We start from the raw sequence: 24,146 nt of genomic DNA, 5'->3' as shown, positions 1-24,146 counted from the left end.
TTACTTGAATCCATATTGTTTAGCTATGATTCAAGATACCTTCATCCATATGTTATTCAGAGAACTCAACTAAAATGGGATGAGTGCTCTCATCCAATGCTTTGTGAATTCTCTCCTTGAAATTCCCCCAGGTTATCATTTCATTGGCTTGTTCTAATGTAAAGAAACCAACCTCATCACTTTCAATACTTGTAGTTAGAGTTCCTCCAATCGGTTTTCCAGTGAATATATTGTTACATACTCCCCGCGTAGTATTCTGATATAGGCCACAAAACTTAATAAGTTCAATATCAATGCCAGTCTCTTCCTTCACCTCTCGAATAGCAGCTTGTGTGATGGTCTCGCCTTCTTCCACACAGCCTTGAGGCATTTCCCAGCCTCTCCGTCCCTTCATAAGTAAGATTTCATCGTTCTCATTAAGGACAATCACACTTGCAGACACAATAAATTTCACTTAAATCCCTCCTTTTATGTTCTAGATTCAATACTTCTAAGTAAAAATAACAAGCTCCCTTTAATCAAAAGATCCTCTGCATTCAATTAGCAATAACAAAATGCAATCCGTGAAACCACAGTTCTTATCACTCTTCCCTTCGTACCGTTCCAAATGAAATCTTCATGCTGGCTGCATAAGTCAACCAAGATTCCTCATCAAATACCTTGGAAAATGTTAATTCCGCTTCATACTGCGCCTTTGCTTCATTTTGGGTTAAGCCCCGAGTTGATAAACGTTTGGTTACCTCTACTGAATCGCCAGGATCCTGTCCTATACCATCTTCTTTAATTGAGTGATAGAGAATGTTTTTTTGGGTAAAGTCCATGTTTTGATCTAGAAAGTTGACCTTATCACTCATTCTACATTCCACATTCGTTAATCCCAATTGACTCATTAATATAGGTAATCGCATTCCAATATTTCCATCTTTACCTGTACGTATATGATCTTGTTCAAATAATCTCTGTAAAACGCCTAGTTTAATGATTTCACTTTGTTCAACGCCCTCCACATGATAGTTCGCCATACTCCCAATCCAATGAGGTTCAAAACAGATGATTCTTCCACCCTCCAGTACACTTTCAATCATCTTTTGGAGTATTTTCACAGAGTCATCCATATGTAATAAAAAAGCATGACTCAATGCAATGTCATACTTCCTCTTCAATACAACGTCTTCTATATCCCAAGTAATAAACTCTGTTTCATAGGGAAGTTGGGAGAAGATCGTCTTAGCTTCATTGATTAATGTTTCACCCTTATCTACTCCAGTGTAGGTTGACCCTTTTGGTAACAAAGGCAGCAGTTTAAGACCCAAATAACCAAACCCACACCCATAATCGATAACGCTTACAGGTTTATCTATCTTCCAAACAAAATGCACTAAAAATTGAAGGTAATCGTCATTATAGTAAAGCCATCTCGTATTTTTAAGGTATTCAATTTTATTATCCCAATAATATTCAGACATTCGATTATGCTCCTTACAGTTTCTTTTGTAGCAATACTTCTTCCGTTCTGGCATAGTTTGATTTTTCGTATGTCTTTATAGCCATTTCATTTCTTGGGCCTGTCAGGATCTTTACACTGGTAACACCTCGTGCTTTGAGTTCCTCCTCTATAAAAGCAATTAGTAACGTAGCTAATCCTCTTCTCCGGGCAACTTCGGTAATATACATTTCTGTGATTTCTCCCTGGAGTGCACGATAACAAAAAGATTTAAAATATTGAGCACAAGCGAATCCAACTGCCTGATCGTCAATCACAGCTAGAGCAATCAACTCATTAGATAAAGCAAGGCTATCTATTACTTCTTCTACGGATGTACCTATGCCATTAAAAGCATCATTGAGCTTAAGAAGGTCCTCTGCATCATTTTCGTTCGCCCAACGTATATGAATGTTCTCTTCTTTCATCACGTGACCTCCAATAATAACAGTGTACAGAAATTAATGATCCGGATAGGTTTCTTTCAAGAACTTGATGGATTGGTTGATCAACGCTTGTAATACATCTAAATTGATATCTGCAACTTTATTGACGTATACACATGCTTTTCCTGTCGTATGTTTTCCAAAGTCCTTTAATAGATTCTCTCGTTCTGCATCACCTGTAGCAAAATACAAACTGATTTTTGCTTTTCGAGGAGAAAAGCCCACCAGTGGTGCATCACCTTCATGACCAGATTCATATTTATAATGATAGGCGCCGAATCCAATAATACTCGGTCCCCACATCTTTGCTTTATACCCTGTTGTTTCAGAGAAAATATCTAATAGCTGATACGCGTCTTCACGTTTTTTGGGACTATCAACACTTTCAATAAATTCAATGACGCTGTTGTCTGTTTCTTTTGTTTTAAGTTTGTACATTGATAAAATCTCCCTTCATGTCTTCCGTAGCTTTAACGCAGGGAACAGACTTAATATCAGACCAACAATCAGAAACAATATCCATTGTTCGTAACTAATGATTAGAATCAGTTCCCAAAAACTTGCCGGCCCGGAGTTTGGTTCATCATTGTATGGATGGTCAAAAATAGCTGGTAGGACCCCAAGGGCTATAAAAACGATTCCAATGATCAAAGAAAGAAAATAAATAGCTTTCTTCATAGTCATCACATCCTCAAATAATCAGGAAGTCTTATCATGAAGCGTTCACTATTTCTATTAAATTGATATTGTTCATATAATTCATGTGCATCTAATGTTCCGAGTAACCCCATTAAATCTTTAAAGCGATCCGATTGTGTAATCACTTCAATTAGTTTCTTACTAAGTCCTTGGCCCCTAAATTCCTCATGAATAAATACATCACAAAGCCAATACATTGTCGCATCGTCTGTGACAACCCTTGCAAAACCAACTTGAACTTCTTCTTTATAAATTCCAAAACATATTGAAGAATGGATGGACTTTTCAATTTTTTCATCGGATCTCTTATTGGCCCAATAGCTTCTAGATAAGAAACCCTTTACCGCATGAATGTCCATAAGTTCTTTGTTATCACTGATAAGATATTCTCCATATATAAAATCCATCAATCCCAGCTCCTCTCAAAATCCTTGATGATTCAAGTAATACTTAATTCCAGCACGATCAACATCAGAAAAATCTAATGGATTCTCCATAAATAAATCTCAACTGCTCATCAGTTTCAATGTTTTGACCTTTTTTTTGATAACCTAAGTCAAGCGTTTTTCATAAATCACAATTGTCATCTTGTCGTTAATTTGTTTCGTATCTCCCTTCTGTCTATATCCTAATTTCTCATAAAGGTAACAATTCCTCTGCTCTTCTGAGATTGTAGCCAACTCCCATATTCTCGCATCGCTATACCTATCTTCAATTATTGAAAATACTTTTTGTGCAATCCCTCTCCCTTGATAGTCGGGTAAAATAAATATAGGGCTTACTCGATAGATTTTATTCTCTTTTTTTACTATTCTAATGGCCCCCACAGGAATATTTGCTTCTCTTATTAGGTAATAATCTGTATAGCTTTGATTTATTCGATCTTCTATTTGTTCTACCGTTTGATTTGCTGGGCTTGTTTCATAGTCTTTATATTTATTTAATAGAGGCATGAATGCTTTTATTTGCATTTCGTGAATGATTGAAGCTTCTTTAAGTCCTGCTTTGGATAATGAGATTTCCATTTCATATCATCCTCCGTTATTAAAATTTGTGTTCTGCTTCTATGAAATTATCGTGTTAAAGATGTGTGTTGATATCAATCGTATTGCCAAACTAGCTCTCCTTTCCTTGTTTTGGCTGCATATATGATTTGACCCGTGTGATAATGAATTTCTCTTACCATTGCTATCATTAGATTCAAAACCGTTGTTTCATTATTTATTTGACTGAATGTAAGAGGGGGACGATTAATGAAAGGTTGAGATAACAACAAATTTGGGTTGGAACTGAGGTGTTCGAGATATTGAATGATAATATCGAATGATTCCTTGGTCATGTTATAGGCTTCTTCTATCGTCATTTTAAGTCCATGTTCAAACTCCTTATCCCTGTCTCTTGAATCAGCAATATCATAAAATATCGTTTCAATTCTCGAGTGGACACACCCCCTAATATGGGCAACCAGATTTGCGATACTATTACTTTCCTGATTTGACGACCAGGTGATATCTTCTTCTGATAATTGTGAGATGACCTGGAGTGTCCATTTTCTTTCAGACTTAAATTTCACTAACATACTCTGAATTACTTCTACTTCAATTTCCATGAGCACACTCCAGTCTGTAGTTTAATTTTGATGATCTAATCTACCAAACAACCGAAAAGGTGTTTTTTTATTGCATCTTTGCTCTGATTTCCTATAACGTTGTTGTCCTCACGAACCCGAGAAACTTATTTGAGTTCAACAAACGCAGATCGATTACAATCACTGCCAATTAGTTCTTCTAATACTCCTCGAACTCCTGCCAGACCTGGATGTGCAAATGCCCTGATATGGGACTATTTGTTATAAGTAGCTACTACTATCTTCAGGATTTAATTATGTGTCCGCTCATCTAACCATCTCTTAGATTCTTCTAACATGCCTAAAGTAATTTGATGATTTACTTTGGAGTACTCAAAAAATTGCACTGAATTATTTAGTTTATTGTTCTGTTCAATGACTTTCATAAAATACTTCTGACTATCAATTGGAATAGTTGTATCTTCTGTTCCATGTAAAATAAGCATCTCTTTATTCTTCATATTCCTTAATTTAGCCGGATCTAGCTTTAAGATTGTATCCTTATCTATTGAAGTCCAAGGTGTTCTTCTATCTCTTTCACAAATAAGTTCTTCAAATCTTTCCCAAGCGCATGAACCATTCATTATTATTGCAGATTTGATACTTATGTTATTTGCATAAACACCTGCAGCTGCAAAACCGCCAGTAGAATTACCGACCACTCCCACTATCTTGTCATGTAAGGTTAATTCAGAAATAAGATCTCCAGCCTCTTCAACCGTCTGAATAACGACCTTCCAAAAATGTTTTTGTATTTCTTTAGGATCAAAATAGTTAAGCTCCCCTCTGGTACCGTGATATGGAATTTCAGGTATGATAACCGTGTATCCCCAACCAGAAATCAATGAACCAAAGAAAATGTAATCCTTAATGTTTGAAACCCATCCATGATATAAAATGAGTATCCCTTTAGATTGACAGTTGGGCTTAATCCATATACAAGGGATCCCCGCAATTAGTTGTTCATAATAATTATCCATTAGCTCTCCATTATTCTTTATGTAATTATATATTGAAGAATTCTGTATAAGGAATCCGAGAAGTTAGGTGAGAGCACACGGTCGTGACTTATGATCGCAGAGTATAAAGCGACTGAACCAAGTACCTCACATTTTTTCTCCGGGCGATCCCATAAACTAAAATTCTAGCCGCCCCCAGCATGAATTAATTAAATCCCTTTAGAAATCAATATAAAATGGTTGTAAATCTGGCCTTAAACAATATTCAATTCGTTGTTTAAAGTTCTTCCAAGTCAACTTATTTAATGCTTCTTCTATTGGAAAATATCCTGCCTGTTTCTAGGCTTTCACTAGTTACTATGGGTTCTCCCCCAATCGGTCTTGCTAAAAATAATGTATTCACGATTGAACCCTTCACATTCTGGAATATTCCACAAAATCGAATAATCTCTATATCAATCCCTGATTCTTCTTTTGTCTCCCTGACTGCGGCATCCTGTAAGGATTCTCCTTCTTCCACTTGCCCTCCAGGCATTTCCCATCCTCTTCTAGGTCCCCGGACTAGTAAAATTTCATTGTTCTCATTCATTACAATCGCTGCCGCTGAAACGATATGCTTAGGTGGATTCATAGATATATCTAGTCCTCTCAGGGGGGATTAGTTTTAAAATGTTATGTAAGGGGTGCCTCATCCACAAATCATCCTACAAAATTGGTTTCCAATGTCCATTCCAATCTTCGTAGCCATTCATTTTTCACTTCTTCATTTGTGTACTTTATCCGATCTAAAACATTAATTACTCTTGAAACTGAGTATACCTTCACTAATTCATTGGTAATCTTAAGATCTGAAAATTTACTATACGCATTAATAAAAATCTCAGACAACTCCCGAGAGAAGTTTGGATAATGTAAATGTACAAACCATATTACCCATGCGACATCTTGCAGTGGATTCCCCCAGCCTGCCCACTCCCAATCAATAATAGATATTAATTTATTAGATAAAATTGCATTATGCGGTCCATAATCTCCATGGATTAAGGTTTTCTCCCCTATAACTGATACATTAAGTATCTGTTTTACTTTTCCCTTTTGATTATTCGGTACATAGTTAAGATCATCAATATCAATATTTATCAGTTCTATGATTGGCAGGTCAGGGTCACCATCTCTCCATTTTAATGAGTGAATATCTTTTGCAAGATGATTTCCAAGCAACTCGTAGATTTCCTTAGCTCTATGAATGTCTCCATCATCAAGAAATCTCTGGCTGTTAATTCCGTGCACATAGTCCATAATAATGTACTGTGAACCGTTGTCTTCAAAATAGTCATGAATCTTTGGCGACACACCTGAATTATTCAATAGGGTTAAACAGTTAATTTCTGTTATCGCATCACGATTAAGACCATTGAAAATCTTTGCTACGACCAGAGGATCTGATCCCTCAAGTAAAATACTGCTGTTGGTGTAACCTCCGGTAAGCTCAGTCAGTGTACTATATTTAAATTTATGTAATAAGATGTCATGCACCACCAAATTCAGCCTTCTTTCTTTATTCTTAGAATCATGACTTTCGGAAAATGTTTTAAAGCGTTTGCATTTTTTCTCATTAGATCTTCGATTTCACGACACATCACTTATTCTTCATCAATATAATTTAAAACATTATTTAAATACATCTCTATAGGTTGTGACGAATCAACAAGCAAACATTGAATATCATTAGGTCTCTTACTTTCATTAATATTTTTTCTAAACTCTTCTTCAGATGTGCCCGAAATCTGACTTATCATCCGTTCTCGATGTTGTAATCTTTTACTTATTTCCTGATAGTCATTCAGGTAACATTCAACGTACTTATAATTAGCATTATACTTCTTACTTAATGACGAACCTCTTTCAATCATCTCAGAATAAAAGCATGGACTATCGAATATTACGTCATAGCCTTGGGAGAGATAAAACTCTATCAGGGCCCAATCAATATTATATGAAGTCATACCTAAAACTTTTAATTCTAAATTACTATCCCCAATGGATTTTAATATGGAAGACTTTGAGATATCATGATCAATAATTATGGCACCTGTTATTTTAGCTATCCGTCTTGAAAGAGTTGACTTACCAGAACCAGGAAATCCCGACATTTGAAGAAAAAACATCTATGAAACCACCTTTCCCTTGGAGATTTCTAATTCATATTTAACTTGCGTTTTACTGTGCCCTTCTATGGTTTCGATCATTTCTTCTATTTCTTTAAATCCACTTTTCTCATAAAATGCTCTTCCTATATAATTCTCTTTCCCTACCCAGGCAAACAGTTTATTTATTGGCTTTAAATCTTGAGTGAATCTCTGAATAAACTCTTTACCTATTCCCATTTTGTGATATTCAGGTCGTATATAGATTCTTAGCAATTCGTATTCTTCTTCTTTCACTTTTCTTGTTTGAGCATATCCAACGACTTTGCCACTGAATTCAGCTATTAAAAAACTCCGTTTGGCACTTTGAAGATCTCTCTCGACAGATCGACTTAAATTCTCATCTGAATATGCTCTACTTAGAAAATTTTGTATGTAGCCTTCGGAGTATATGCCTTTATAAGTATAATTCCATGTTTCATGAGCTATGGACTGGATGTGTGGGATATCCTCATTTGAAACAAATCTAATTGTAATCATCTGGTTATCCTTCTTTCGTTAGTTATTAATGAACTTTATAGTCTTTCTTAAGAATTGCATAAATGGAATTATCAACAAATCGATTCTTCCAATAATAATTTTCCTTCAATATGCCTTCTTCTATAAAGCCGATTTTCTCAAGAACCTTTCTTGATCCCACATTTGCTGGTTCTACAAATGCTTCAATTCGGTTTAAACCAAGATTATTGAAGCCATATTCAATTACCTTTTCAACCACCTCAGTCATATAACCTTGATGCCAATATTCTGGTGTTAGTTCATATCCAATGACAGCTTTATAATGATTTTTCATCCATCCATGAAAGCCACATGTTCCAATTACTTTGTTTTCCGACTTCAGAGTGATTCCCCAACGAATAGCTTGACCTGATTCAAATCTTTCATTCCATCTTTGAATTAATTCTTCTGCTTGTTTAATGGTTGTAAAACTCTCCACATCATAAAACTTCGTAACTTCATCCAATGAAAAAGATTGAAATATATCTCTGGAATCATTCTGTGTTAGTTCTCTTAATACAAGCCTTTTTGTTTCTAACTTGGGAAACTGCGACATTTTAGTTCTCCTTAATGGTTTAAGTAGTTCACTCAGCATCTCTAGGATTCAAATAAATATAATCCATAGAAACTAGGCATCCATCATGTCCTTTAATCAGCAAATTATATGCACTAAGTACTAACCATATTATTACATATATGAAGTAAATCAAGCAAAAAAAAGCAGATGGTTTCTCATCTGCCTGAAATATGGAGAAAGTCGTGCAACTGATATAAAATTTCCTTCATGCTCTTGATCTTAATTTTCCACGACTGCCAATCTCCAGTCGTTACATCGTATGATATTCCCAATAGGATATTCAAAATCACACTCACCAATATACGAAAAGCCCAGCTTGCGACAAATGGCATTCGAAGCGGGATTCTTGGTTTTAGGAAAAGCGTGAATGAATTTATGTTTCTTCTTTTCAGAACGGATAGAAGCTATGGCCTTCGCTGTTGCTTCTGTCGCTATTCCTCTACCTTGATATTCAGATAAAACACTCCAGCCTATCTCGTAAATAGATTTTTCTTTCCAGGTCTGATCCCAATACCCTACACTACCCACGACTTCAAGATGCGGAAGCAAGAGGATCTTAAACATTTTCCCTGTTCCATTTTGTGCGATTTCATAATAGCGCTTATGACGAGCTAGGATTTTCTCCTCAGTCTCTGGTCCTCCGAAGTGTACTGTCATCTCAGGCGAATTTAATTGGCGAAGCAAATCTAAATCTCCTTCGTCCCATAGTTCAATTCTTACCTCTGGCGCATTTCTTTGTTCCATCTCACTCACCTCACTGTTTTTATTTGTAACCAAATTTAGAGGAAGAGATTTACTATTCTTAGTTCAATTATATCAGAACATATATTCTTATCCAGTAAAAATTTATCATTATCATTTAAGCCAAGTTCACGGTTTATATATCTTCTATGTACTTACAGACCAAATCCCCAAATGTTTTGATATCCTTAAGATAGTCATACCCTAACGGATTTTGTCCAGTCTGATTATACATTCTTACCGCAACAGTTTTACACTTAGGAATGACAAGACAGGCACATCCAGTGGCGCCCAGAGACTGGAAAGAACCGTGTGGAAGTTTATCACCTAATTCTGTAAAAGACCGTGGTTGATCTTGCACAAACCAAAAAAAACCGTTTCTCGGCAATTGTTGTTCCAGATCAGGAGGACTAATTATAGTGGTTGTCTGCTCAAATATTTCTTTAGGAAGTATCTGATTCCCGTTTATAGCTCCCTTATTCAAATGCAGATAACCCCAATATGCTAGTTCCTTTGTGCTCATAAATAAGTTGGCCTGGTTACCTTGATCATCCTTATATTGTTCATTGAGCCATACTAATTTTTCATTATTTTCCTTCCTCCATCCTGTTTGGTTAAAGCCCATAGGTGAGAATAAACGCTCTTCGAGTAATTGTGATACAGGGATTTTATATAATTTCCGAATAATCTCGATTAGCAGATTAACACCAGTATTATTGTACTTCCAGTCGGTTCCTTGAAGAAACAATCTATTATGCAGATCACCTAAACCATGAGTGTGGGTTAACAAATGTCGTATTGTTATATGCCTTAGTACTTCCCTATCTAACTCATTCAAGTAGTCCATAACAAGATCATCTATACTTCTGACCTTACCTTCATGTAATGCAAGACTAATAGCAAATCCTAAAAATGTTTTTCGAACTGAAGCAACATTAAATTGTGATTCCTCATCAACTAATCGACTATGTTTAGAATTGTCATGTACTCCTGAGTACCATTCATTCACGATACGATCATTATGAATAATATATGTCGCAGCAGCGGTAGCAGATATTTTACTCTTTACCTGTAAGACATAATCATTCAGTTCAATGAATGCTTTATTATTTGATATTTTCAGGTTAAACAATGAAAGGTGCACCTTCTTCAATATGTTTATTATTGTTGTTTTTTCTTCATGAAATTTTCAAGTTCTTCCCTTGTCTTTGGGTGTAATATTATACTTTCAGATGTCATCATTCTTTCTGGTAAATTAGTTTCTTTAACTTTACGCCCCCATTTTCTTGAGAAAGCCCGCCAGTCACATACCATTTCTATCAAATATTTCTTTGGCATTGGTAAGGCTTCTCTAGTATTTTTATTTACTATCCAATACTCCCAGTGGTGTTTATTATGATTTTGATGGTGCAGCCACGCATTCTTCCATCTCAGCTCGGTATCCTCGTCCTTCTGATTTGAATAGAATTTACGTGCATAAGGAAAAAATTCGTGAGGAGAGAATTTAGACATGTCATGGATTATCCCCTGAAGATATAATCCTTCTTTCCAACATTCGATAAGAACGTTTAATTTATGATCCAAAACATAAAGATAATACCGCAAATATACTAGGAGTATAGTGACCATCTCCTTCGGTTTTAAAGTTTTTCACTCAATTTCAAACAATTCTTACAACGTTCTCATATTCAATAATGCTCCTTTTTTATGATTTTACATTTCTTTCACATAACGTTCCCGTATACACCACGTGAGCCGACCTTAAATTCCTTGATTCTTATAATGCATTACAATTTGCTTTGTCCGTTTAAAACCTGACAACTCGTAAAAACCACCCAAATCCTCTGTACAAAACAAACTAATAACGTCAATATCTTTTAACTCATCTAGAAGTCTTTTGACCATTAGTTCTCCTATTCCTTTATTTCTGTACATACTTAATACAACAACATCTTCTACATAAGCCCGATATATTCCGTCTGAAATAGACCTACAGAAACCAACTAATATATCATCTTTCCAAGCTCCTACTGCAACACCACTAACAAGTAGCTGTAATATTCCATTCTCATCTCGGTTAGGCCACCAACCAGCATCTTGATAAAGACCCATTAGTTCAGATTGTAGAATCGGTTTCTCTGTATGTAATTTTAACGTTACCATGAGTAACCCCCATAGACTCAAAGTTTTCTTGCTTTGATAACGAAGGTTACAGGAAACATCTTCGCTCTTTTTACGAGATCATTATTTTCATCATGCAATTGGATTATTTCCTGTTCGGTTTCTTCAATCATTTGTTCAATAACAAACCCTGCTTTCGCTAACGCATTTATATAGGTTGATAGTTTACGATCAGACAAAGTTAGCTCGCCTTGAACAAAATCAGGAGCGACCGAATACCAAGATTCATCAAAATAAGACTTTTTAAAAACCAATCTATTATTCTCTTCAACAACACATTTGTGAATTGGATGAGACCAACTAAAAATAAATATGCCATCTTTTTTTAAATATGAAGCGATCCGACAAAAGGTACCTTCTAGGTCTGTTGTCCAGCCTATGGCGTAAATCGAATAAACAAAATCAAAATAATCCACAGGGATGTTAGATTCTTCTTCCATAGGAGAACAAATTAATTTTGCTGAAAGACCACACGTTGTCAGATGTTGCTTCGCCTTTTCAATTTGATTTTCTGATATATCCATGCCCCATAGTTCAGCAGCCTTACGCTCTCCCTGATATTGCAAAGATTGACCATCTCCACAGCCGATCTCTAACATCTTTTTTCCTGAGACATCGCCAAAAAGTTGGCATTTTTCCTCTGTTACAAATGCTCCATAAAAAGGAAGCACGATTGCTCTTAAAAAGTCATTTCCTTTCGTATCCCAATAGGAGCTGTTTGTTTCATAAACACTATGTTTATTCACCATGATAACCCCCTCAATATAATTTTGTTCGCAGCTCCATTCGTTTACTTAATGCCTCTTCGTAATTGATCTTGCAGCCCCCTGAACTTTTCCGATTAGTTCTGTTATTTCAATTGGGAGGTCCTGAATATTCATGCATTCATCCTTTCTCACAATTCTTCCACTTTTAAATAGCGTTTCCTACATTTACGAACCCGAGAGGCTTGAGTAAATTTCAAATGTTATGCCAATAGAAAGTATAATAAGAATGCTGTTGAAAGCCTAATGATTTATAAAAAGAACTATCCGAAATAACATATGCTTTTTCAGCACCTAAGGACCGACCTCTTTTCAAGGCTTCTAATACCACTGCTTTTCCAAGCCCCTTCTGCCGATACTCCGGAATTGTACATACAGGTTCAACATAAACATAATCCGTTTTTTGACTGTACCATAAGCCACAATAAGCAACGTATGCCCCATCTTCATTTTCAGCAACAATATGTAGGAATGAATTCATATTTCTTGCTGACAACATTCTTTTTTTCTTATCAATGGTGATTTCATCATCAGGCACAGGACCTTCATGATTAAAGCCTTTCCATAATAATTTCCGATACTTAAACAAATCATTATTAACATCCATATTCTTTAAAATTACGCCTTCAGGATTTACATAATCAAGGCTAACATTCTGTAGTGTAAGTTCAAGTATGTTTTCAGTCAGATCATTCTCCACAAACTTCTTACTGCGTAATAAATCTAGAGTGTGAGTATCTTTGTCATTCACCGCAATCCCAAGGCCATTTTCATTACTGAAAGTAGTAGTGGTATATTCTAATATATCTTTTTCCAATTCTTCAAACCCTGGTTTAGTAGCAAAAAATGCTTCACCAAAATAGTGGTCATAGGTTGCTATCCCTAAAAACAATCTCCATTTCAATCCCCCATAAAATATAAATTTTCCAGTGAAGAATAAAACACTAATGCGCCTTATACACGTTACATAAACTATATTTCTTGCTCTCCAAGTTCGGTGGTAAAGATCAATTCGTAACTGAAGGGGGCTACTCCGTTTACTTCTTGTAAAGTTCTTTACCCTCATTGTCGAATATTACTAAGTTTTCTACTTCATTAATTTGAGTATTAGGAATCAGATAACCCTTCTTTTCCTTAATCCCTCTTGAATAGGACTTACCATCAGTATAAGTAATAAAAATACGAGCAGCTCCAGAACTTAACATCTTGTTATTAATTATGACTGCTATATATGGATTTCCGTTTCCTACAGTCACAGGATCTGAATAATTTATTCCCCACGATAGTTTTTGGTCATATACCTTCCCATGTTGATCTGTATAAAGGGTAATTAATGAATTTTCGAGTAAAATGATTGCTGAGTCCTTAATCCATATACTATCTTGTAAATCTAAACGATGACTATTTACATAATCAGTGATTTGTTCATTGGTTGGGGCGTTATATATTAGCTCGTTCTTGTTACACCCCATTAATAAGGTTGAAATGAATAATATAAACACTATACATTTTTTCATTTTTCGCTCCTTGTATATATATCCGGCATTTCACATAACGCTCCTGTATTAACGTTGTTCGACGAAGTCGAATGTTTCACTGAGCCAACTTCCCTCAAATTCATTCCGCAGACCAAGGTTCCGTAAGGGAGCCGCTGCGTAAACATATTGTTATCTGATTACGGCTCATATCTTTGACTAAAGACAGGACGTCAGGAGGTGCATGATTTATATAATTCACTATGACCAAACTATCATGTCCCGTTATTTAAACAGGCTACCTTATATCGGTAGCCTGACCCGTATTACATATAAAATTAACAAAGGATGCTCATATCATAATTCAAAATGCTCACAAACTAATCTGAATTGTTCTTCTATACCCAAGTCAGGTGTTCTTTCAAGTGTTTTGATATTGTTATTAACGCAGGCATTTCTAATTTCATTGGAGAATTTCACCATTGTTTTGTTGCCATGTTTAATCGTTTCCGCTGGATCTGATGTAAGGTTAATAACATCCAAAATCATCTTATGGTCTTCTCTAAAGTAATATAGCTTTTCTATTTCATCATCAGATGTATAAAGACACATCATTTTTTCTTTAGGAATAAAGGGTAAAATGTGTTCAGGCATTATTCCTAAATCGATAATGATTGGTTTATTTGTTGGCATCTTTAATAAATCAATAACGAAAAATTCCATCATTTCTACAACAATTTCACAAAGCCATGGAAAAGACACATCAGTAGGCCTATTAAACCACTCTTCCCAGTTTAAACCTGGATGGGGATATTGAAGAGCAGGATATTCAGTCGGATTAGTGAATGGTCTATACTTCAAGACATTATCGCTCAATGTTTGAAATCCTAACTCTGCAACAAATTTCTTTGTCATCGTTGTCTTTCCCGCGCAACAACCACCATTTAACCAATACACATGCTTTAATTGTTCTTTTAAATAATTGTTATTTATTCTCATTTTATTCCTCCTCAATTTTTAATATTGAGGGTGATTACGGATTCTTATCGGTTTTTTATACACACAACAAAACCACATAATATAATCCTCCTTTTCTTATTTATACCTAAATAGTATTCGGCGAATTATAGTTCACTCCTTCATTTACCATTAATCTGTCCGTTAGAGCCACATGACATTGCGGATTGACTTGCTCTCATATCTTTAGACCGTGCAGCTACCATGCGACTTCATAGAATTGATTTACAAATTGTACTTTACTTTTATATACTTCATATTCAATATTCCCATATCGACTGATGTCTCTAAGTAACCAATGATCTGCTCAAAAGTAAAAACATTAAGGGCTTCTATCAAAATTTCTTTGTCATAATCCAAATCGTCAAATATATATGGCACAAACTTTTTGACATCTGTAGATTTAACTTCCTCTAAATCCGGTATTGTTGGAATGTGATTAAGCCTGTTTCTTAATTCCTCTTTATATCCATAATGTTCAAGCAACTTCCCATTCAATAATCTAAAGTCGTTATGATACTGATTATATAGTTCCTCATTAGCTTCCATTCTGTTCCTTAACCAAGGTAAATTAAAACCTTTTAACCATATATCATCCGCAATTAAATGTGTGAAATAACCCAAAACATAAAGGTCTTCTGCCTGTGATCGATACTTATGTAAGAATCCTTTATAGTCCACGTTCCTTGAATAATCCTGAATTTCACCAGCAAAAAAATGTGATGAATCTTTTGTTGTAACTGCGTCCGGCGCAATATTTCCAAGTAAAAAAGGCGTTTTATCTACTATAGATAAGGAATTTGCGATTCTATTTGCCACAATCAGATGCATTATTCTTGAACCCATACTTCTTCCTCCCCTTAATGAAAGTTTGAAGTCTGTTTACCTGATTCTGATTCCTTAAACTGATATTTCAAATCATTATTCCTTGAATAGTGATGTGATAATCATTTCTGCACATTCTTCCGGCGTATTCAAACTCGTATCCACTGAAAAGCTATAGCGAATGTGTTGCGACATTATTTTATTTTGCTCATCGGATTGATCCTCTCTTCTGTCACCACGTTCTATATTTCGCTTACGACAAAGATCTAACGGGCAGTACACCTTAACGATATCCAAAGGATATCCATCAAATATATCTTGGACTTTATCATAATGTGGCTTTAATTCCGGCCTTTCAACAAGTACCCCATCGATTAAAACATTCTTTCCATGATCCGAAAATAATTTTGCTGTATGATACATTAGAATGATGGCTTCACTTAAATACTTCCAGTAGTCTGTTTGCAAATGTTTATCACCAATCGTATTTTCAAAAAGATCATTGGCCACAACATAAAAAAAGGGTTCATCGTAATTTTGCATCGCTTCTACGATTGAAGTTTTACCAGAACTGGTTACCCCATTCAGAAATATAATTTTCCCTTTATCCATTTTCTCATCTTCCTTTGCGCGAGTTATATTTAAAGTGTCTATGATTCTTATGATCTCCACTAAAAATGTACTTCCGAACCCCGCCTTCACTGATTCAACCAGTATTTCCAGTAAAAATTAATTACTCTGGTCAGCAATCGATTTACCATATCGAACGAGTATATGCCACATGTATTTTAATTCCTGAAGCACTTCTTCGTAATTACCTCTGTCAGACCAAAGATCAGGATTGCGTTTCAAATCGTTGACAGCATTCCCGATCACACTTGCGTCGATGTGACCATTCCTTGCAATTCGCTTCGCTAATGATGGCATGGTTGGACCCCTAAAATCAGAGGGCACTTCCTCTACACGCATCGCAAATCCCATATGCCAAAATAGTTCAATGGAATATTTGATGCAGATTTGCTCTAAATAATTCCCTATTTCCGTTCCTTTGAACGATGGGTCAGCCACTAAAATTTCCACATCATCTTCAAGATATATATCTCCATGAATTTGAGTTTCGATAAAATGGTTAAGATTCCGATGTGGGGCCAGTTTTGACGGATCCTCTAACGGACGTTCCAGATTGTACAATAGCTGATCTATCAATTTTTTAGGAGTAAGATCTTTTTCTCCAATAGCATAATCCCGAAAGAAAGCATCCGTAAAAAGCGCAGATAAAATATCGTCTAATTCCTCATATGTCCCCTTTTCCTTTGGAGCATCTTGAGAGCCACCGTAAGTGAACGTACAGCGATATGAAGCATTCGGTTTTAAAAGAAAATAACAAGAGCCGAATCGTGGAGACGGTCCATCCGGATGTAACAACAAATGAAGAGCACCATACTTTGGCCGTTCAAAGTTGGTTGCACCTTCTAACTGATATGCTCCGCCAAATAGTTTTTCCTCCCAAAGATCTCTTGCACCACCTACGTATGCAGATACGCTCCCATTGGATATGAATGTCTCGAACTGACTTTTATAGATTCCCTGCTCTAATAAAGATTGAGCAACACTTTTCATATCTAAAACCGGACGATCCGGATGAAAATGCAAAGCCACCCTTGCATGGGATTTAATCTTATGAACTGCTTCTTCAAAGGTGTTCCAAGGAATATTCGAAAAATGAAAAATTTCTTTGAGTGATGCTTGAGCTTCTCTTTTTTGGGATCTTGCGTCATTACTTATATATTCAATCGCTGCGTTCTGAGATCTTGTAAGTTGTCTGTTGTTCGACACAAGAAACACCATCCTTTTCTAAAATTGAGACCTCAACCTACTTTTAAAAACAAGGCTATTAGGAGCATCATCATTCCCTGCAGTAACGCATAATTTCATAGCCTTTATGTAAGCGTTCGCAGTTTTTTTAAGTCGCAATGTTTAAGTGGCTTTAGGCAATTAGTGACAGGTGGCTTTGCCAATTAGCAGGTTGAAAGTGTCCGGTGAATCTGCTCTTCCGGACCACGAACCCTGCTGCCCATTAGATGATGTCACTCATTTCTTCGAGTTACATTCAGAGTAATTTTATTCTTGTTTCCATTTATGTAATTCGAGTAGTTTTCCGGTTTCATAAAAATACCGTATTACTTCAAGCATGGGAATTAATTCTATACAAATGTTATCACAATAATTGCCTAACTGACCACCAACAACCAGGGGAATTTCACAGTTATCCTGTTTATCGTTCATAAGAGTATATATAGTATCATCAATTGTAATAGACACAATGAAATATTCAGGTCCGCCCCCAACTAATGCTGAATCGGTGTCTGATACCTCAAAAAATACTAATGTAAATTTATCTCCATCGAGTTTTCTTAAAAAACTTAAAGTGTCCATCCATGTAGGATTCACAATGACTTCTTCCTTAAATGTGGTCCCATTCCATGCATCAATACTAATAGATTTTATCATTTTTTCTTTTTACTCTTCTTAGATGTTTTTATTTTATTTGGATGCTTTCATCTAACGTTCCTGTACTCACGACGCCGAGAAGTCTAAGAACCAAAAAATCCGGCTGCGCTTGCTCAGTTTGCCTCTCAGTGTTGTCTTCCTGCTCACACTTCACCGAATTGCTTCCAGCAAGACCAAGGCAGCGTGAATACTCTTTCAAGTAAGATCACAGTTTTCTTTCTATACCTTAGGAAATTTAATCATTCCACATTCTTGTTACTTTCTTTAATTCTAAGTCCTCGAATTGCATTTTATAAATATCTGGTTTCTTTAATTGATTCAAAAACTCCAAACCAAAAGCTGAATCAAAATGATTCATCATCAAAGTCATCACAAGACCATGAGTCCCGATTGCTATTTTCTTCCCTCTGTTCTCTTTTAGTAAGGGTTTTAGAACTGAGAGTGCTCTTTTCTGACAATCAGCATTGGACTCTCCACCCGGCAAGGTATAATCAAAATCATTAAAACTCTCTCTGATACTAGACATTAACTCTGCATTTTCAATATTATAAGATGCAAAATGTCGTTCTCTAAGATCTTCGAATGCTTTAATTTCTAACTTTAAGTGCTTGGCCAATCCTTCAACACTCAGAATTGCTCGAGTGTAAGGACTTGATATAATCATGTCTATTCCTTCACCTATAAGTAACTTCGTTACTTTTTCAATATCGATCTTTCCTTTTGGGGTAAGCCCTCTTGTTCTTTCATTTCCTTCGTTGTATGGTGATTCTCCATGCCTAACCATATAGATAATTGTCTTCATACAAGCCTCCTTTAGATGCTTTCATTAAATATCACACTATGATTTCACATAAAGTTGATATATTCGCGACGTCCATTCCCTTGTGTTTTACTACCCAGCGTATGCTCCGACTCCTTTCGGAACCAGGGCGAATACCCGCAGCGTGAATATAATATTATACGCAGTAACTGACCTCTTTGAATTAACTTTCAAAAGATTGTTCAAATATGGTTATATTCCTGTTCCCTACTTCTGACAGCTCAATCTTCACTAAACTCATTCTTTCTATGATCCCATCCATAGGTTCAAATTCCTTTACTACATCATGAATTCCCTTAGCTATCGCTTCTCTACTTAATTGTGTTCCCAGGGTACAATGTGGATTCCATTGATTTGGACTATAATATATACTCGCTTGATTATTATATTTGTCTAACTTATTATAATAATCCTTGTGTACACGTTGAAGTTCGTCCGTCATGGTTGGGGCTAAAAATATCGTTCCCGAGGTTGGAAAGGTAGCTACGATATCAAATCGTAAACGAAGAGGAGAAACATTATCAAAATAGATTTCCAGTTGTTCTTTAAATCCTTTCAAATCGGAAATATCCGTATATACGGCAAGTGTTATATGAGGACTTAAGTTCTCGAATCTATTCATAAAATAACTGATTCCCTTTTTGTCAAAGTGCATCCATACTTTTCTGACGTACTCATCGAATTCTTTGTTGAAGAATAATTCTACAGCAAACAAACGAACCACATCCTTTCTTTTGTATTCTTATTCATTGGAAAATCGTATGACTAATCGTACATTTTTGCTTGGTTCTCCTTAATGATGAGTTGAGACCACTAAACATTAAAATCATGAAAGATATTCATATGTGTTTTCTTTATTTCAGGTACTGAGCTACATTCGAATCACTTCAAAATTCCATGTGGGAGACAGGCATGTACCCCTTTAACCCCATTTACAATTTGCGTTATACGTAGATCAACAACAGAACTCCCTAAAGCAATAGCTTCAACACGATTTAAACCATACAACTCACCCATCAAGGTAAGCATTCCATCTAAAGCTTGAACGGTTGCTTCATTAAGATCTTCATGAAACCCAAAAGTAATCCACCCTGCGGGAGTATTAGCTTGGGGGGTTAACAAATCTATGCCTTCAATCAAATTTACAGTTATATCAACAACTTCCATCGGACATTCAATAGCCTGGCAACTGATTTCTCCATCCCCTTGCAAAGCATGACCATCTCCAATAGCAAGGTAACCCCCATCGACAGAAATAGGAAGATACAATTTGCTGCCTTTCACAAGCTCTTTACAATCAATATTTCCACCACAATATCGTGGCGGCCAAGTAGAGTGAATTCCTATGTCATCTGGAGGCATTCCAATAACGCCCATGAAAGGTCGTAATGAAACCGAGAAGGAGTTGCCGTTGATTTCACATACTCCCACCATGGATTTATTATCGAGTTTCCAATCAAGGCTAATTTCCTTAAATTCGGTCAAATGTAACTTCTGGTTTTGCCAATTAGGATATTGACCTGCAGCAGTAAAACCATATTGCCCAGGTATAATATCATTAAACTCAATCTCTAAAGTCATGCCTTTCTTAGCACCTTCAATATAAATAGGTCCCACCAAGGCGTGGCCTCCATCAATTTTTTCTTTTCTTGAAAATGGTTTCCTTCTCTCACTATTACTTCTCCCAGTACCCCAACCTGCGTCTAATGTTTCAAAACATATGGAATCACCAGATGACACTGAAATGATTGGAGTTACTTCTTTAGTAAATGAACCAATTAATATTTCTTGGGATAATTCAATTTTGTGTACCACCATAATATCGCCTCCAATGCGGTATTATCTTTATGCCAATTTTGTATAACGTTTCGTATTCGCGACGTCACCGACTTAAGTCTCCGTCAGGAGCTGGCCGCGATGCAGTTAGTCGGTGAAGATTTGTCCGACTGCTTTCATATCCCCGAAAAGCATCTGCCGGACCAAAGGCCGAATGGCGCGAAGCTTTAATATTTTGTTATACGAAGCACTTCTCATCATTGAATTAGATTCAGAATCTCAATTACTAAAATTGCTTCTTCTTTATATCCTTCAAGATCGTTTAGATTAATCCATTCAGGTTCATTATCCCTAGATTGATAGAATCTAATTACCACATCTTCTCCTTCGATTGTAGAACTTAAAATCAAGATACAATTATCCTATTCAATAAAATTGGGATTTAATAAATCCGAATTTATGAATTTATTTGATTGAGATAACTCATCCAATAAATTCTTCATTGCCTTATTTGTTTTCATGTTTTTCTCGCTTTCGAAGTGTTTCGTATAACGTTCGGGTATTCACGACGTCCTATCGACTTTAGGCAGGAAGCTGCCGGGTACACATCAACGCACTTAATCGATTGGATGTGTCCGGCTGATTCCACTTCCTCGCTACTGAAAATCTAGCCCCGAATATTCCTCTAACTTCTGCCGGACCGAGGGCAAATGCCCCGAAGCTTGAATATGGTGTTATTAGATGGATTAGCCTTCTTTGATATTACCCTCTAGATGTTTTGTACAGTTATGCAGTTCACATGTCCATTGATTATCTATTTTCTTTAAAATAGTTATTGATGTATTGCCAAAATCTTTTGTAGGAAAATCAGGAACTAAATTGATAAAGTTAAATTGAATTAAGGCACCATGAGAAACCACCAGCACCTTTTCACCTTGGTGCTTCATCATTATTTCTTCTAAAAACCCTCCACCCCTCTTTTGGACGATCTCAATTGGCTCAATTCCAAGATCTAATTCTATCCAACCTGTTCCCCACTTTTCTATTCGTTCCTCTTCAGTAGTACCTTCAATCAATCCTCCGGACCTTTCCCGAAGACGATCATCAAAGTGAATATCTACTCCGATAGCACTCCCTACAATAAGAGCAGTTTGCTTTGCTCTTGCTAAAGTACTTGAATAAATATGATTCCAGTCTTCTGATCTTAATCTCGTTGCTAAAAGTTCTGCTTGATTAATCCCATCCTGATCCAGCGGAATATCAGAGTTACCCTGTGCTCGTCCTTCTTTATTCCAACTCGTGCTACCATGCCTTATCAGTGCTATAGTCGCCATTTAGTTCTCCTTCAATGTTTAAATTATAGATTTGCGTATCTTTCCGATAATTGAAATATTCGCGACGTCCATTCCCTATTTATAGCTCTTATCTTAGGAGAATGGGTACCAGCCTGATTACTCTTCTCAAATATACTTCAGGTAGATCAAGGGCCCTATGATCTTTCACTTAGTTTATCTATAATCGTTTCACATTCATTGTGGTTTCTCATTCTAGTACTGCTTTTGCTTCTCTGACCATATCCAAAAGTCGTCTACTATCTCGTCAATTTTTGTGGAAATATCTTTAGATGGGTCATGTATTAAAAGATATAGGTCTTCCATCTTTGTTTTTCCTCTCTGACCTGCTTTACAGTAATTTCACCTAACGATATTGTATTCACGACTCGATCCGGCCTTATATAGCTCCTATCTTAGGTCGGCTTGTGTGTCGTCCGATTATCTAACATGATTATAAATCGGGACGACAATGGGGCGTAAACCCCGCAGCTTGGATATAATGTTATCTGAAGGATCAGCCTTCATCGAATCATCTAGTACCCGTGATTGCTATTATTTGTTGAATAATTTCCGCTGTATTATTGGGATCCTTAATGATAAATACATAATTTGCTTCATCTTTACTAGGTTGTATTTCTGAAAAATTTTCTTGTCTCTCCAATACTTCCAAAAAGCTTGATGCACTTCTAAATATAGCCTTGCTTCTTTGCGTACGTATTACACGGTCTTTCAGTAAATCATTGGGTAAATCAAAATAAACAATAATACTTTTAAATTCTTTATTATGAAAATATCGGAGAACTTTTGCTCTTCCTGATTTATTCAAATTAGAGTTACTTAAGATAATGTGGAAATTGCTTTGCTCCGTAGCATAGTTAACAATTGCGTCAGTGACAGAGAATTTTAAAGTGTTCGGGCCTTCTGTAGGGCGAAGTTTCTTGTAGTGTTCATTAATAAATTCAGCATGATTATCTTGATCAATTACAATAGCTTGTTGTAATACCGATTCTAATTCTTTGGCAAAGGTAGTTTTGCCACTATGAGTTTTTCCTACCGTCATGACTACCAAGCGGTCCATAAGATTCTCTCCTATTTCTATTATGGTATATACCGATCTTTCACTTAACGTTCTCGTATCCACGACATCTCATCACCTTAAGATTCTAAGGACCGGCCGCGATGCGGTTAGGTGGTTGCGGGTGGGTCCGGCTGAATCTACTTCCCTGCTGCTGAAATACCTCGTTTAATCCTCTTTTAACTCCGGTCGGACCAAGGGCCGAATGGCCCTAAACGTGAATATAGTGTTATGTGATGTTTAGTACTTCATTGAATTACTCTCGAATTCCTATTCCTATATCTATACAATCATTACCAATCTTCAAGTTCTGAAAGTAATATACCTTTTTTGGTGAGTTTAAGACTATTATTGCTTGTAAAACCTTCAATACTCTGAATTTGCTTATGGATAAATGAGAATTCAAATATCTTTGTAAAATCTCCATTCAAAGTAAAATGAACTTTACTTTCTTCTGGAACAAATATAAGCGAAATTTGGGTTGGATAATCCCCACTTTCCTGAGCTGTACCCTTAAGCAAGTTAAGGCCTGTTTCAATATTAAATGTTTCTTTGTTATTTGTAATGACTTCATAGGCCTTTATATATCTATCCTTTCCTGGTCCTTCAACATTCTTATATTCATTATTGAAATTATCCGATACAGGAAAATTAGTTAGTACCATGAAGTCCCTATCGGAAGAGTTAATATCAATGTTCTTTCTTCCAGGTTCAACAATATATGTCTTCTGATTTCTCCCGGCTATCAAACTGTGGACACTATGACTCGGGACATTAACAATTACGTTATTGGTTAAATATTCACTTAATTGAGATAATTCGATCCGTCCTGAAAGAATTTCATCAAACAATTTCATGATATGTACGCAATTCTTGCCACGTCTATATTTGCCTTCTTCAATTGGATCGACCATTAATAAATTCATGAATGTACCACTACTATTCAAACCGAAGGCTGGATAAAATTGTCCATCATCATTCTGAAGGACTAATAGTTGATCTTCGCCAATCATAATAATTTTGATTGGTCTTCGAGAAATATCGAAGTTCATACCAATAAATGTCTTGTCTAAATGAACAGCGAAACTAGTACACATTGAGGTAATCTCCTTTATTGTTTTTTCTTTTTTC

31 protein-coding genes and 1 pseudogene are annotated in these 24,146 nt (G+C 36.0%); all 32 read right to left on the bottom strand.

Translation table 11 applies throughout. The annotated features are described in order from the left end of the window. Positions 1 to 52: 52 nt before the first annotated feature. Positions 53 to 454 (bottom strand): NUDIX hydrolase, encoded by a 402-nt coding sequence (locus tag BLS14_RS02315; protein ID WP_062324469.1) that lies wholly within the window; start codon positions 452 to 454, stop codon positions 53 to 55. Between the two features lie 127 nt (positions 455 to 581). Next, positions 582 to 1,466, bottom strand: a complete 885-nt coding sequence (locus BLS14_RS02310) for a class I SAM-dependent methyltransferase (protein WP_090949240.1) — start codon at positions 1,464 to 1,466, stop codon at positions 582 to 584. 13 nt (positions 1,467 to 1,479) lie between these two features. Beyond that, positions 1,480 to 1,911, bottom strand: a complete 432-nt coding sequence (locus BLS14_RS02305; protein WP_090949238.1) for a GNAT family N-acetyltransferase — start codon at positions 1,909 to 1,911, stop codon at positions 1,480 to 1,482. A 33-nt stretch (positions 1,912 to 1,944) separates the two neighbouring features. After that, positions 1,945 to 2,367 (bottom strand): DUF1801 domain-containing protein, encoded by a 423-nt coding sequence (locus BLS14_RS02300; RefSeq protein WP_090949236.1) that lies wholly within the window; start codon positions 2,365 to 2,367, stop codon positions 1,945 to 1,947. 15 nt (positions 2,368 to 2,382) lie between these two features. Continuing rightward, a complete protein-coding gene (locus BLS14_RS02295; protein WP_063563275.1) occupies positions 2,383 to 2,607 on the bottom strand; it encodes a hypothetical protein in 225 nt (74 codons plus the stop codon). 5 nt (positions 2,608 to 2,612) lie between these two features. Next, complete coding sequence (locus tag BLS14_RS02290; protein WP_090949234.1) at positions 2,613 to 3,035, bottom strand: GNAT family N-acetyltransferase; 423 nt, start codon at positions 3,033 to 3,035, stop codon at positions 2,613 to 2,615. A 144-nt stretch (positions 3,036 to 3,179) separates the two neighbouring features. Continuing rightward, positions 3,180 to 3,653: a GNAT family N-acetyltransferase gene (locus BLS14_RS02285; protein ID WP_090949232.1), complete on the bottom strand. Its 474-nt coding sequence runs from the start codon at positions 3,651 to 3,653 to the stop codon at positions 3,180 to 3,182. A gap of 74 nt (positions 3,654 to 3,727) precedes the next feature. Beyond that, on the bottom strand, positions 3,728 to 4,237 hold the full coding sequence (locus BLS14_RS02280) for a DinB family protein (RefSeq protein ID WP_090949230.1): 510 nt from the start codon (positions 4,235 to 4,237) through the stop codon (positions 3,728 to 3,730). 269 nt (positions 4,238 to 4,506) lie between these two features. Next, positions 4,507 to 5,235, bottom strand: a complete 729-nt coding sequence (locus BLS14_RS02275) for an alpha/beta hydrolase family protein (RefSeq protein ID WP_063563270.1) — start codon at positions 5,233 to 5,235, stop codon at positions 4,507 to 4,509. Positions 5,236 to 5,433: 198 nt separating this feature from the next. After that, a pseudogene (locus BLS14_RS02270) lies at positions 5,434 to 5,845 on the bottom strand (NUDIX hydrolase). Positions 5,846 to 5,913: 68 nt separating this feature from the next. Continuing rightward, positions 5,914 to 6,753: an aminoglycoside phosphotransferase family protein gene (locus BLS14_RS02265; protein WP_063563269.1), complete on the bottom strand. Its 840-nt coding sequence runs from the start codon at positions 6,751 to 6,753 to the stop codon at positions 5,914 to 5,916. A 104-nt stretch (positions 6,754 to 6,857) separates the two neighbouring features. Further along, positions 6,858 to 7,382 (bottom strand): P-loop nucleotide/nucleoside kinase family protein, encoded by a 525-nt coding sequence (locus BLS14_RS02260; protein WP_063563268.1) that lies wholly within the window; start codon positions 7,380 to 7,382, stop codon positions 6,858 to 6,860. Then, entirely contained in the window at positions 7,383 to 7,901 is a 519-nt protein-coding gene (locus BLS14_RS02255) for a GNAT family N-acetyltransferase (protein ID WP_090949228.1), read from the bottom strand. Between the two features lie 25 nt (positions 7,902 to 7,926). Beyond that, on the bottom strand, positions 7,927 to 8,475 hold the full coding sequence (locus BLS14_RS02250; protein WP_090949226.1) for a GNAT family N-acetyltransferase: 549 nt from the start codon (positions 8,473 to 8,475) through the stop codon (positions 7,927 to 7,929). A gap of 240 nt (positions 8,476 to 8,715) precedes the next feature. Continuing rightward, positions 8,716 to 9,240 (bottom strand): GNAT family N-acetyltransferase, encoded by a 525-nt coding sequence (locus BLS14_RS02245; RefSeq protein ID WP_090949224.1) that lies wholly within the window; start codon positions 9,238 to 9,240, stop codon positions 8,716 to 8,718. Between the two features lie 133 nt (positions 9,241 to 9,373). Next, positions 9,374 to 10,369, bottom strand: coding sequence for a serine hydrolase domain-containing protein (locus BLS14_RS02240; protein ID WP_090949222.1), 996 nt, complete (start codon positions 10,367 to 10,369; stop codon positions 9,374 to 9,376). A 29-nt stretch (positions 10,370 to 10,398) separates the two neighbouring features. After that, complete coding sequence (locus BLS14_RS02235; protein ID WP_090949219.1) at positions 10,399 to 10,866, bottom strand: DUF5662 family protein; 468 nt, start codon at positions 10,864 to 10,866, stop codon at positions 10,399 to 10,401. 132 nt (positions 10,867 to 10,998) lie between these two features. Beyond that, entirely contained in the window at positions 10,999 to 11,400 is a 402-nt protein-coding gene (locus tag BLS14_RS02230; RefSeq protein WP_063563262.1) for a GNAT family N-acetyltransferase, read from the bottom strand. Positions 11,401 to 11,417: 17 nt separating this feature from the next. After that, positions 11,418 to 12,167 (bottom strand): class I SAM-dependent methyltransferase, encoded by a 750-nt coding sequence (locus BLS14_RS02225; protein WP_090949217.1) that lies wholly within the window; start codon positions 12,165 to 12,167, stop codon positions 11,418 to 11,420. Between the two features lie 211 nt (positions 12,168 to 12,378). Further along, positions 12,379 to 13,086, bottom strand: a complete 708-nt coding sequence (locus BLS14_RS02220; RefSeq protein WP_256336119.1) for a GNAT family N-acetyltransferase — start codon at positions 13,084 to 13,086, stop codon at positions 12,379 to 12,381. 133 nt (positions 13,087 to 13,219) lie between these two features. Continuing rightward, positions 13,220 to 13,699, bottom strand: coding sequence for a hypothetical protein (locus tag BLS14_RS02215; protein WP_090949213.1), 480 nt, complete (start codon positions 13,697 to 13,699; stop codon positions 13,220 to 13,222). Between the two features lie 315 nt (positions 13,700 to 14,014). Next, positions 14,015 to 14,656 (bottom strand): DEAD/DEAH box helicase family protein, encoded by a 642-nt coding sequence (locus BLS14_RS02210; RefSeq protein WP_090949211.1) that lies wholly within the window; start codon positions 14,654 to 14,656, stop codon positions 14,015 to 14,017. 243 nt (positions 14,657 to 14,899) lie between these two features. Beyond that, complete coding sequence (locus BLS14_RS02205) at positions 14,900 to 15,520, bottom strand: zinc dependent phospholipase C family protein (protein ID WP_090949209.1); 621 nt, start codon at positions 15,518 to 15,520, stop codon at positions 14,900 to 14,902. A gap of 75 nt (positions 15,521 to 15,595) precedes the next feature. Further along, on the bottom strand, positions 15,596 to 16,111 hold the full coding sequence (locus BLS14_RS02200; RefSeq protein ID WP_090949207.1) for a phosphotransferase-like protein: 516 nt from the start codon (positions 16,109 to 16,111) through the stop codon (positions 15,596 to 15,598). Between the two features lie 117 nt (positions 16,112 to 16,228). Further along, complete coding sequence (locus BLS14_RS02195) at positions 16,229 to 17,335, bottom strand: DUF3626 domain-containing protein (RefSeq protein WP_256336118.1); 1,107 nt, start codon at positions 17,333 to 17,335, stop codon at positions 16,229 to 16,231. A gap of 285 nt (positions 17,336 to 17,620) precedes the next feature. Then, on the bottom strand, positions 17,621 to 17,950 hold the full coding sequence (locus BLS14_RS02190; RefSeq protein ID WP_139295601.1) for a hypothetical protein: 330 nt from the start codon (positions 17,948 to 17,950) through the stop codon (positions 17,621 to 17,623). Positions 17,951 to 18,245: 295 nt separating this feature from the next. Continuing rightward, a complete protein-coding gene (locus BLS14_RS02185; protein ID WP_072732460.1) occupies positions 18,246 to 18,812 on the bottom strand; it encodes a histidine phosphatase family protein in 567 nt (188 codons plus the stop codon). A 181-nt stretch (positions 18,813 to 18,993) separates the two neighbouring features. Further along, complete coding sequence (locus tag BLS14_RS02180) at positions 18,994 to 19,545, bottom strand: 2'-5' RNA ligase family protein (protein WP_072732459.1); 552 nt, start codon at positions 19,543 to 19,545, stop codon at positions 18,994 to 18,996. Between the two features lie 167 nt (positions 19,546 to 19,712). Continuing rightward, positions 19,713 to 20,648, bottom strand: a complete 936-nt coding sequence (locus BLS14_RS02175; RefSeq protein ID WP_090949203.1) for an acetamidase/formamidase family protein — start codon at positions 20,646 to 20,648, stop codon at positions 19,713 to 19,715. A gap of 704 nt (positions 20,649 to 21,352) precedes the next feature. Next, on the bottom strand, positions 21,353 to 21,940 hold the full coding sequence (locus BLS14_RS02170) for a histidine phosphatase family protein (RefSeq protein ID WP_090949201.1): 588 nt from the start codon (positions 21,938 to 21,940) through the stop codon (positions 21,353 to 21,355). Between the two features lie 529 nt (positions 21,941 to 22,469). Further along, positions 22,470 to 23,018: an ATP-binding protein gene (locus BLS14_RS02165; protein WP_072732458.1), complete on the bottom strand. Its 549-nt coding sequence runs from the start codon at positions 23,016 to 23,018 to the stop codon at positions 22,470 to 22,472. Between the two features lie 290 nt (positions 23,019 to 23,308). Further along, positions 23,309 to 24,112: a hypothetical protein gene (locus BLS14_RS02160; RefSeq protein WP_090949200.1), complete on the bottom strand. Its 804-nt coding sequence runs from the start codon at positions 24,110 to 24,112 to the stop codon at positions 23,309 to 23,311. Between the last annotated feature and the right edge of the window lie 34 nt (positions 24,113 to 24,146).

This window comes from Paenibacillus sp. OK060, assembly GCF_900101205.1.
In the GTDB taxonomy this organism is placed as follows: domain Bacteria; phylum Bacillota; class Bacilli; order Paenibacillales; family Paenibacillaceae; genus Paenibacillus; species Paenibacillus marchantiae.
This window is presented reverse-complemented; position numbering and strand designations above follow the sequence as displayed.

Coding starts and splice junctions, on each gene's coding strand:
- BLS14_RS02310 (WP_090949240.1), bottom strand. CDS start 1,466: ATGTCTGAATATTATTGGGATAATAAAATTGAATACCTTAAAAATACG.
- BLS14_RS02305 (WP_090949238.1), bottom strand. CDS start 1,911: ATGAAAGAAGAGAACATTCATATACGTTGGGCGAACGAAAATGATGCA.
- BLS14_RS02300 (WP_090949236.1), bottom strand. CDS start 2,367: ATGTACAAACTTAAAACAAAAGAAACAGACAACAGCGTCATTGAATTT.
- BLS14_RS02295 (WP_063563275.1), bottom strand. CDS start 2,607: ATGAAGAAAGCTATTTATTTTCTTTCTTTGATCATTGGAATCGTTTTT.
- BLS14_RS02290 (WP_090949234.1), bottom strand. CDS start 3,035: ATGGATTTTATATATGGAGAATATCTTATCAGTGATAACAAAGAACTT.
- BLS14_RS02285 (WP_090949232.1), bottom strand. CDS start 3,653: ATGGAAATCTCATTATCCAAAGCAGGACTTAAAGAAGCTTCAATCATT.
- BLS14_RS02280 (WP_090949230.1), bottom strand. CDS start 4,237: ATGGAAATTGAAGTAGAAGTAATTCAGAGTATGTTAGTGAAATTTAAG.
- BLS14_RS02275 (WP_063563270.1), bottom strand. CDS start 5,235: ATGGATAATTATTATGAACAACTAATTGCGGGGATCCCTTGTATATGG.
- BLS14_RS02260 (WP_063563268.1), bottom strand. CDS start 7,382: ATGTTTTTTCTTCAAATGTCGGGATTTCCTGGTTCTGGTAAGTCAACT.
- BLS14_RS02255 (WP_090949228.1), bottom strand. CDS start 7,901: ATGATTACAATTAGATTTGTTTCAAATGAGGATATCCCACACATCCAG.
- BLS14_RS02250 (WP_090949226.1), bottom strand. CDS start 8,475: ATGTCGCAGTTTCCCAAGTTAGAAACAAAAAGGCTTGTATTAAGAGAA.
- BLS14_RS02245 (WP_090949224.1), bottom strand. CDS start 9,240: ATGGAACAAAGAAATGCGCCAGAGGTAAGAATTGAACTATGGGACGAA.
- BLS14_RS02235 (WP_090949219.1), bottom strand. CDS start 10,866: ATGGTCACTATACTCCTAGTATATTTGCGGTATTATCTTTATGTTTTG.
- BLS14_RS02230 (WP_063563262.1), bottom strand. CDS start 11,400: ATGGTAACGTTAAAATTACATACAGAGAAACCGATTCTACAATCTGAA.
- BLS14_RS02225 (WP_090949217.1), bottom strand. CDS start 12,167: ATGGTGAATAAACATAGTGTTTATGAAACAAACAGCTCCTATTGGGAT.
- BLS14_RS02215 (WP_090949213.1), bottom strand. CDS start 13,699: ATGAAAAAATGTATAGTGTTTATATTATTCATTTCAACCTTATTAATG.
- BLS14_RS02210 (WP_090949211.1), bottom strand. CDS start 14,656: ATGAGAATAAATAACAATTATTTAAAAGAACAATTAAAGCATGTGTAT.
- BLS14_RS02205 (WP_090949209.1), bottom strand. CDS start 15,520: ATGGGTTCAAGAATAATGCATCTGATTGTGGCAAATAGAATCGCAAAT.
- BLS14_RS02200 (WP_090949207.1), bottom strand. CDS start 16,111: ATGGATAAAGGGAAAATTATATTTCTGAATGGGGTAACCAGTTCTGGT.
- BLS14_RS02185 (WP_072732460.1), bottom strand. CDS start 18,812: ATGAAGACAATTATCTATATGGTTAGGCATGGAGAATCACCATACAAC.
- BLS14_RS02175 (WP_090949203.1), bottom strand. CDS start 20,648: ATGGTGGTACACAAAATTGAATTATCCCAAGAAATATTAATTGGTTCA.
- BLS14_RS02170 (WP_090949201.1), bottom strand. CDS start 21,940: ATGGCGACTATAGCACTGATAAGGCATGGTAGCACGAGTTGGAATAAA.
- BLS14_RS02165 (WP_072732458.1), bottom strand. CDS start 23,018: ATGGACCGCTTGGTAGTCATGACGGTAGGAAAAACTCATAGTGGCAAA.
- BLS14_RS02160 (WP_090949200.1), bottom strand. CDS start 24,112: ATGTGTACTAGTTTCGCTGTTCATTTAGACAAGACATTTATTGGTATG.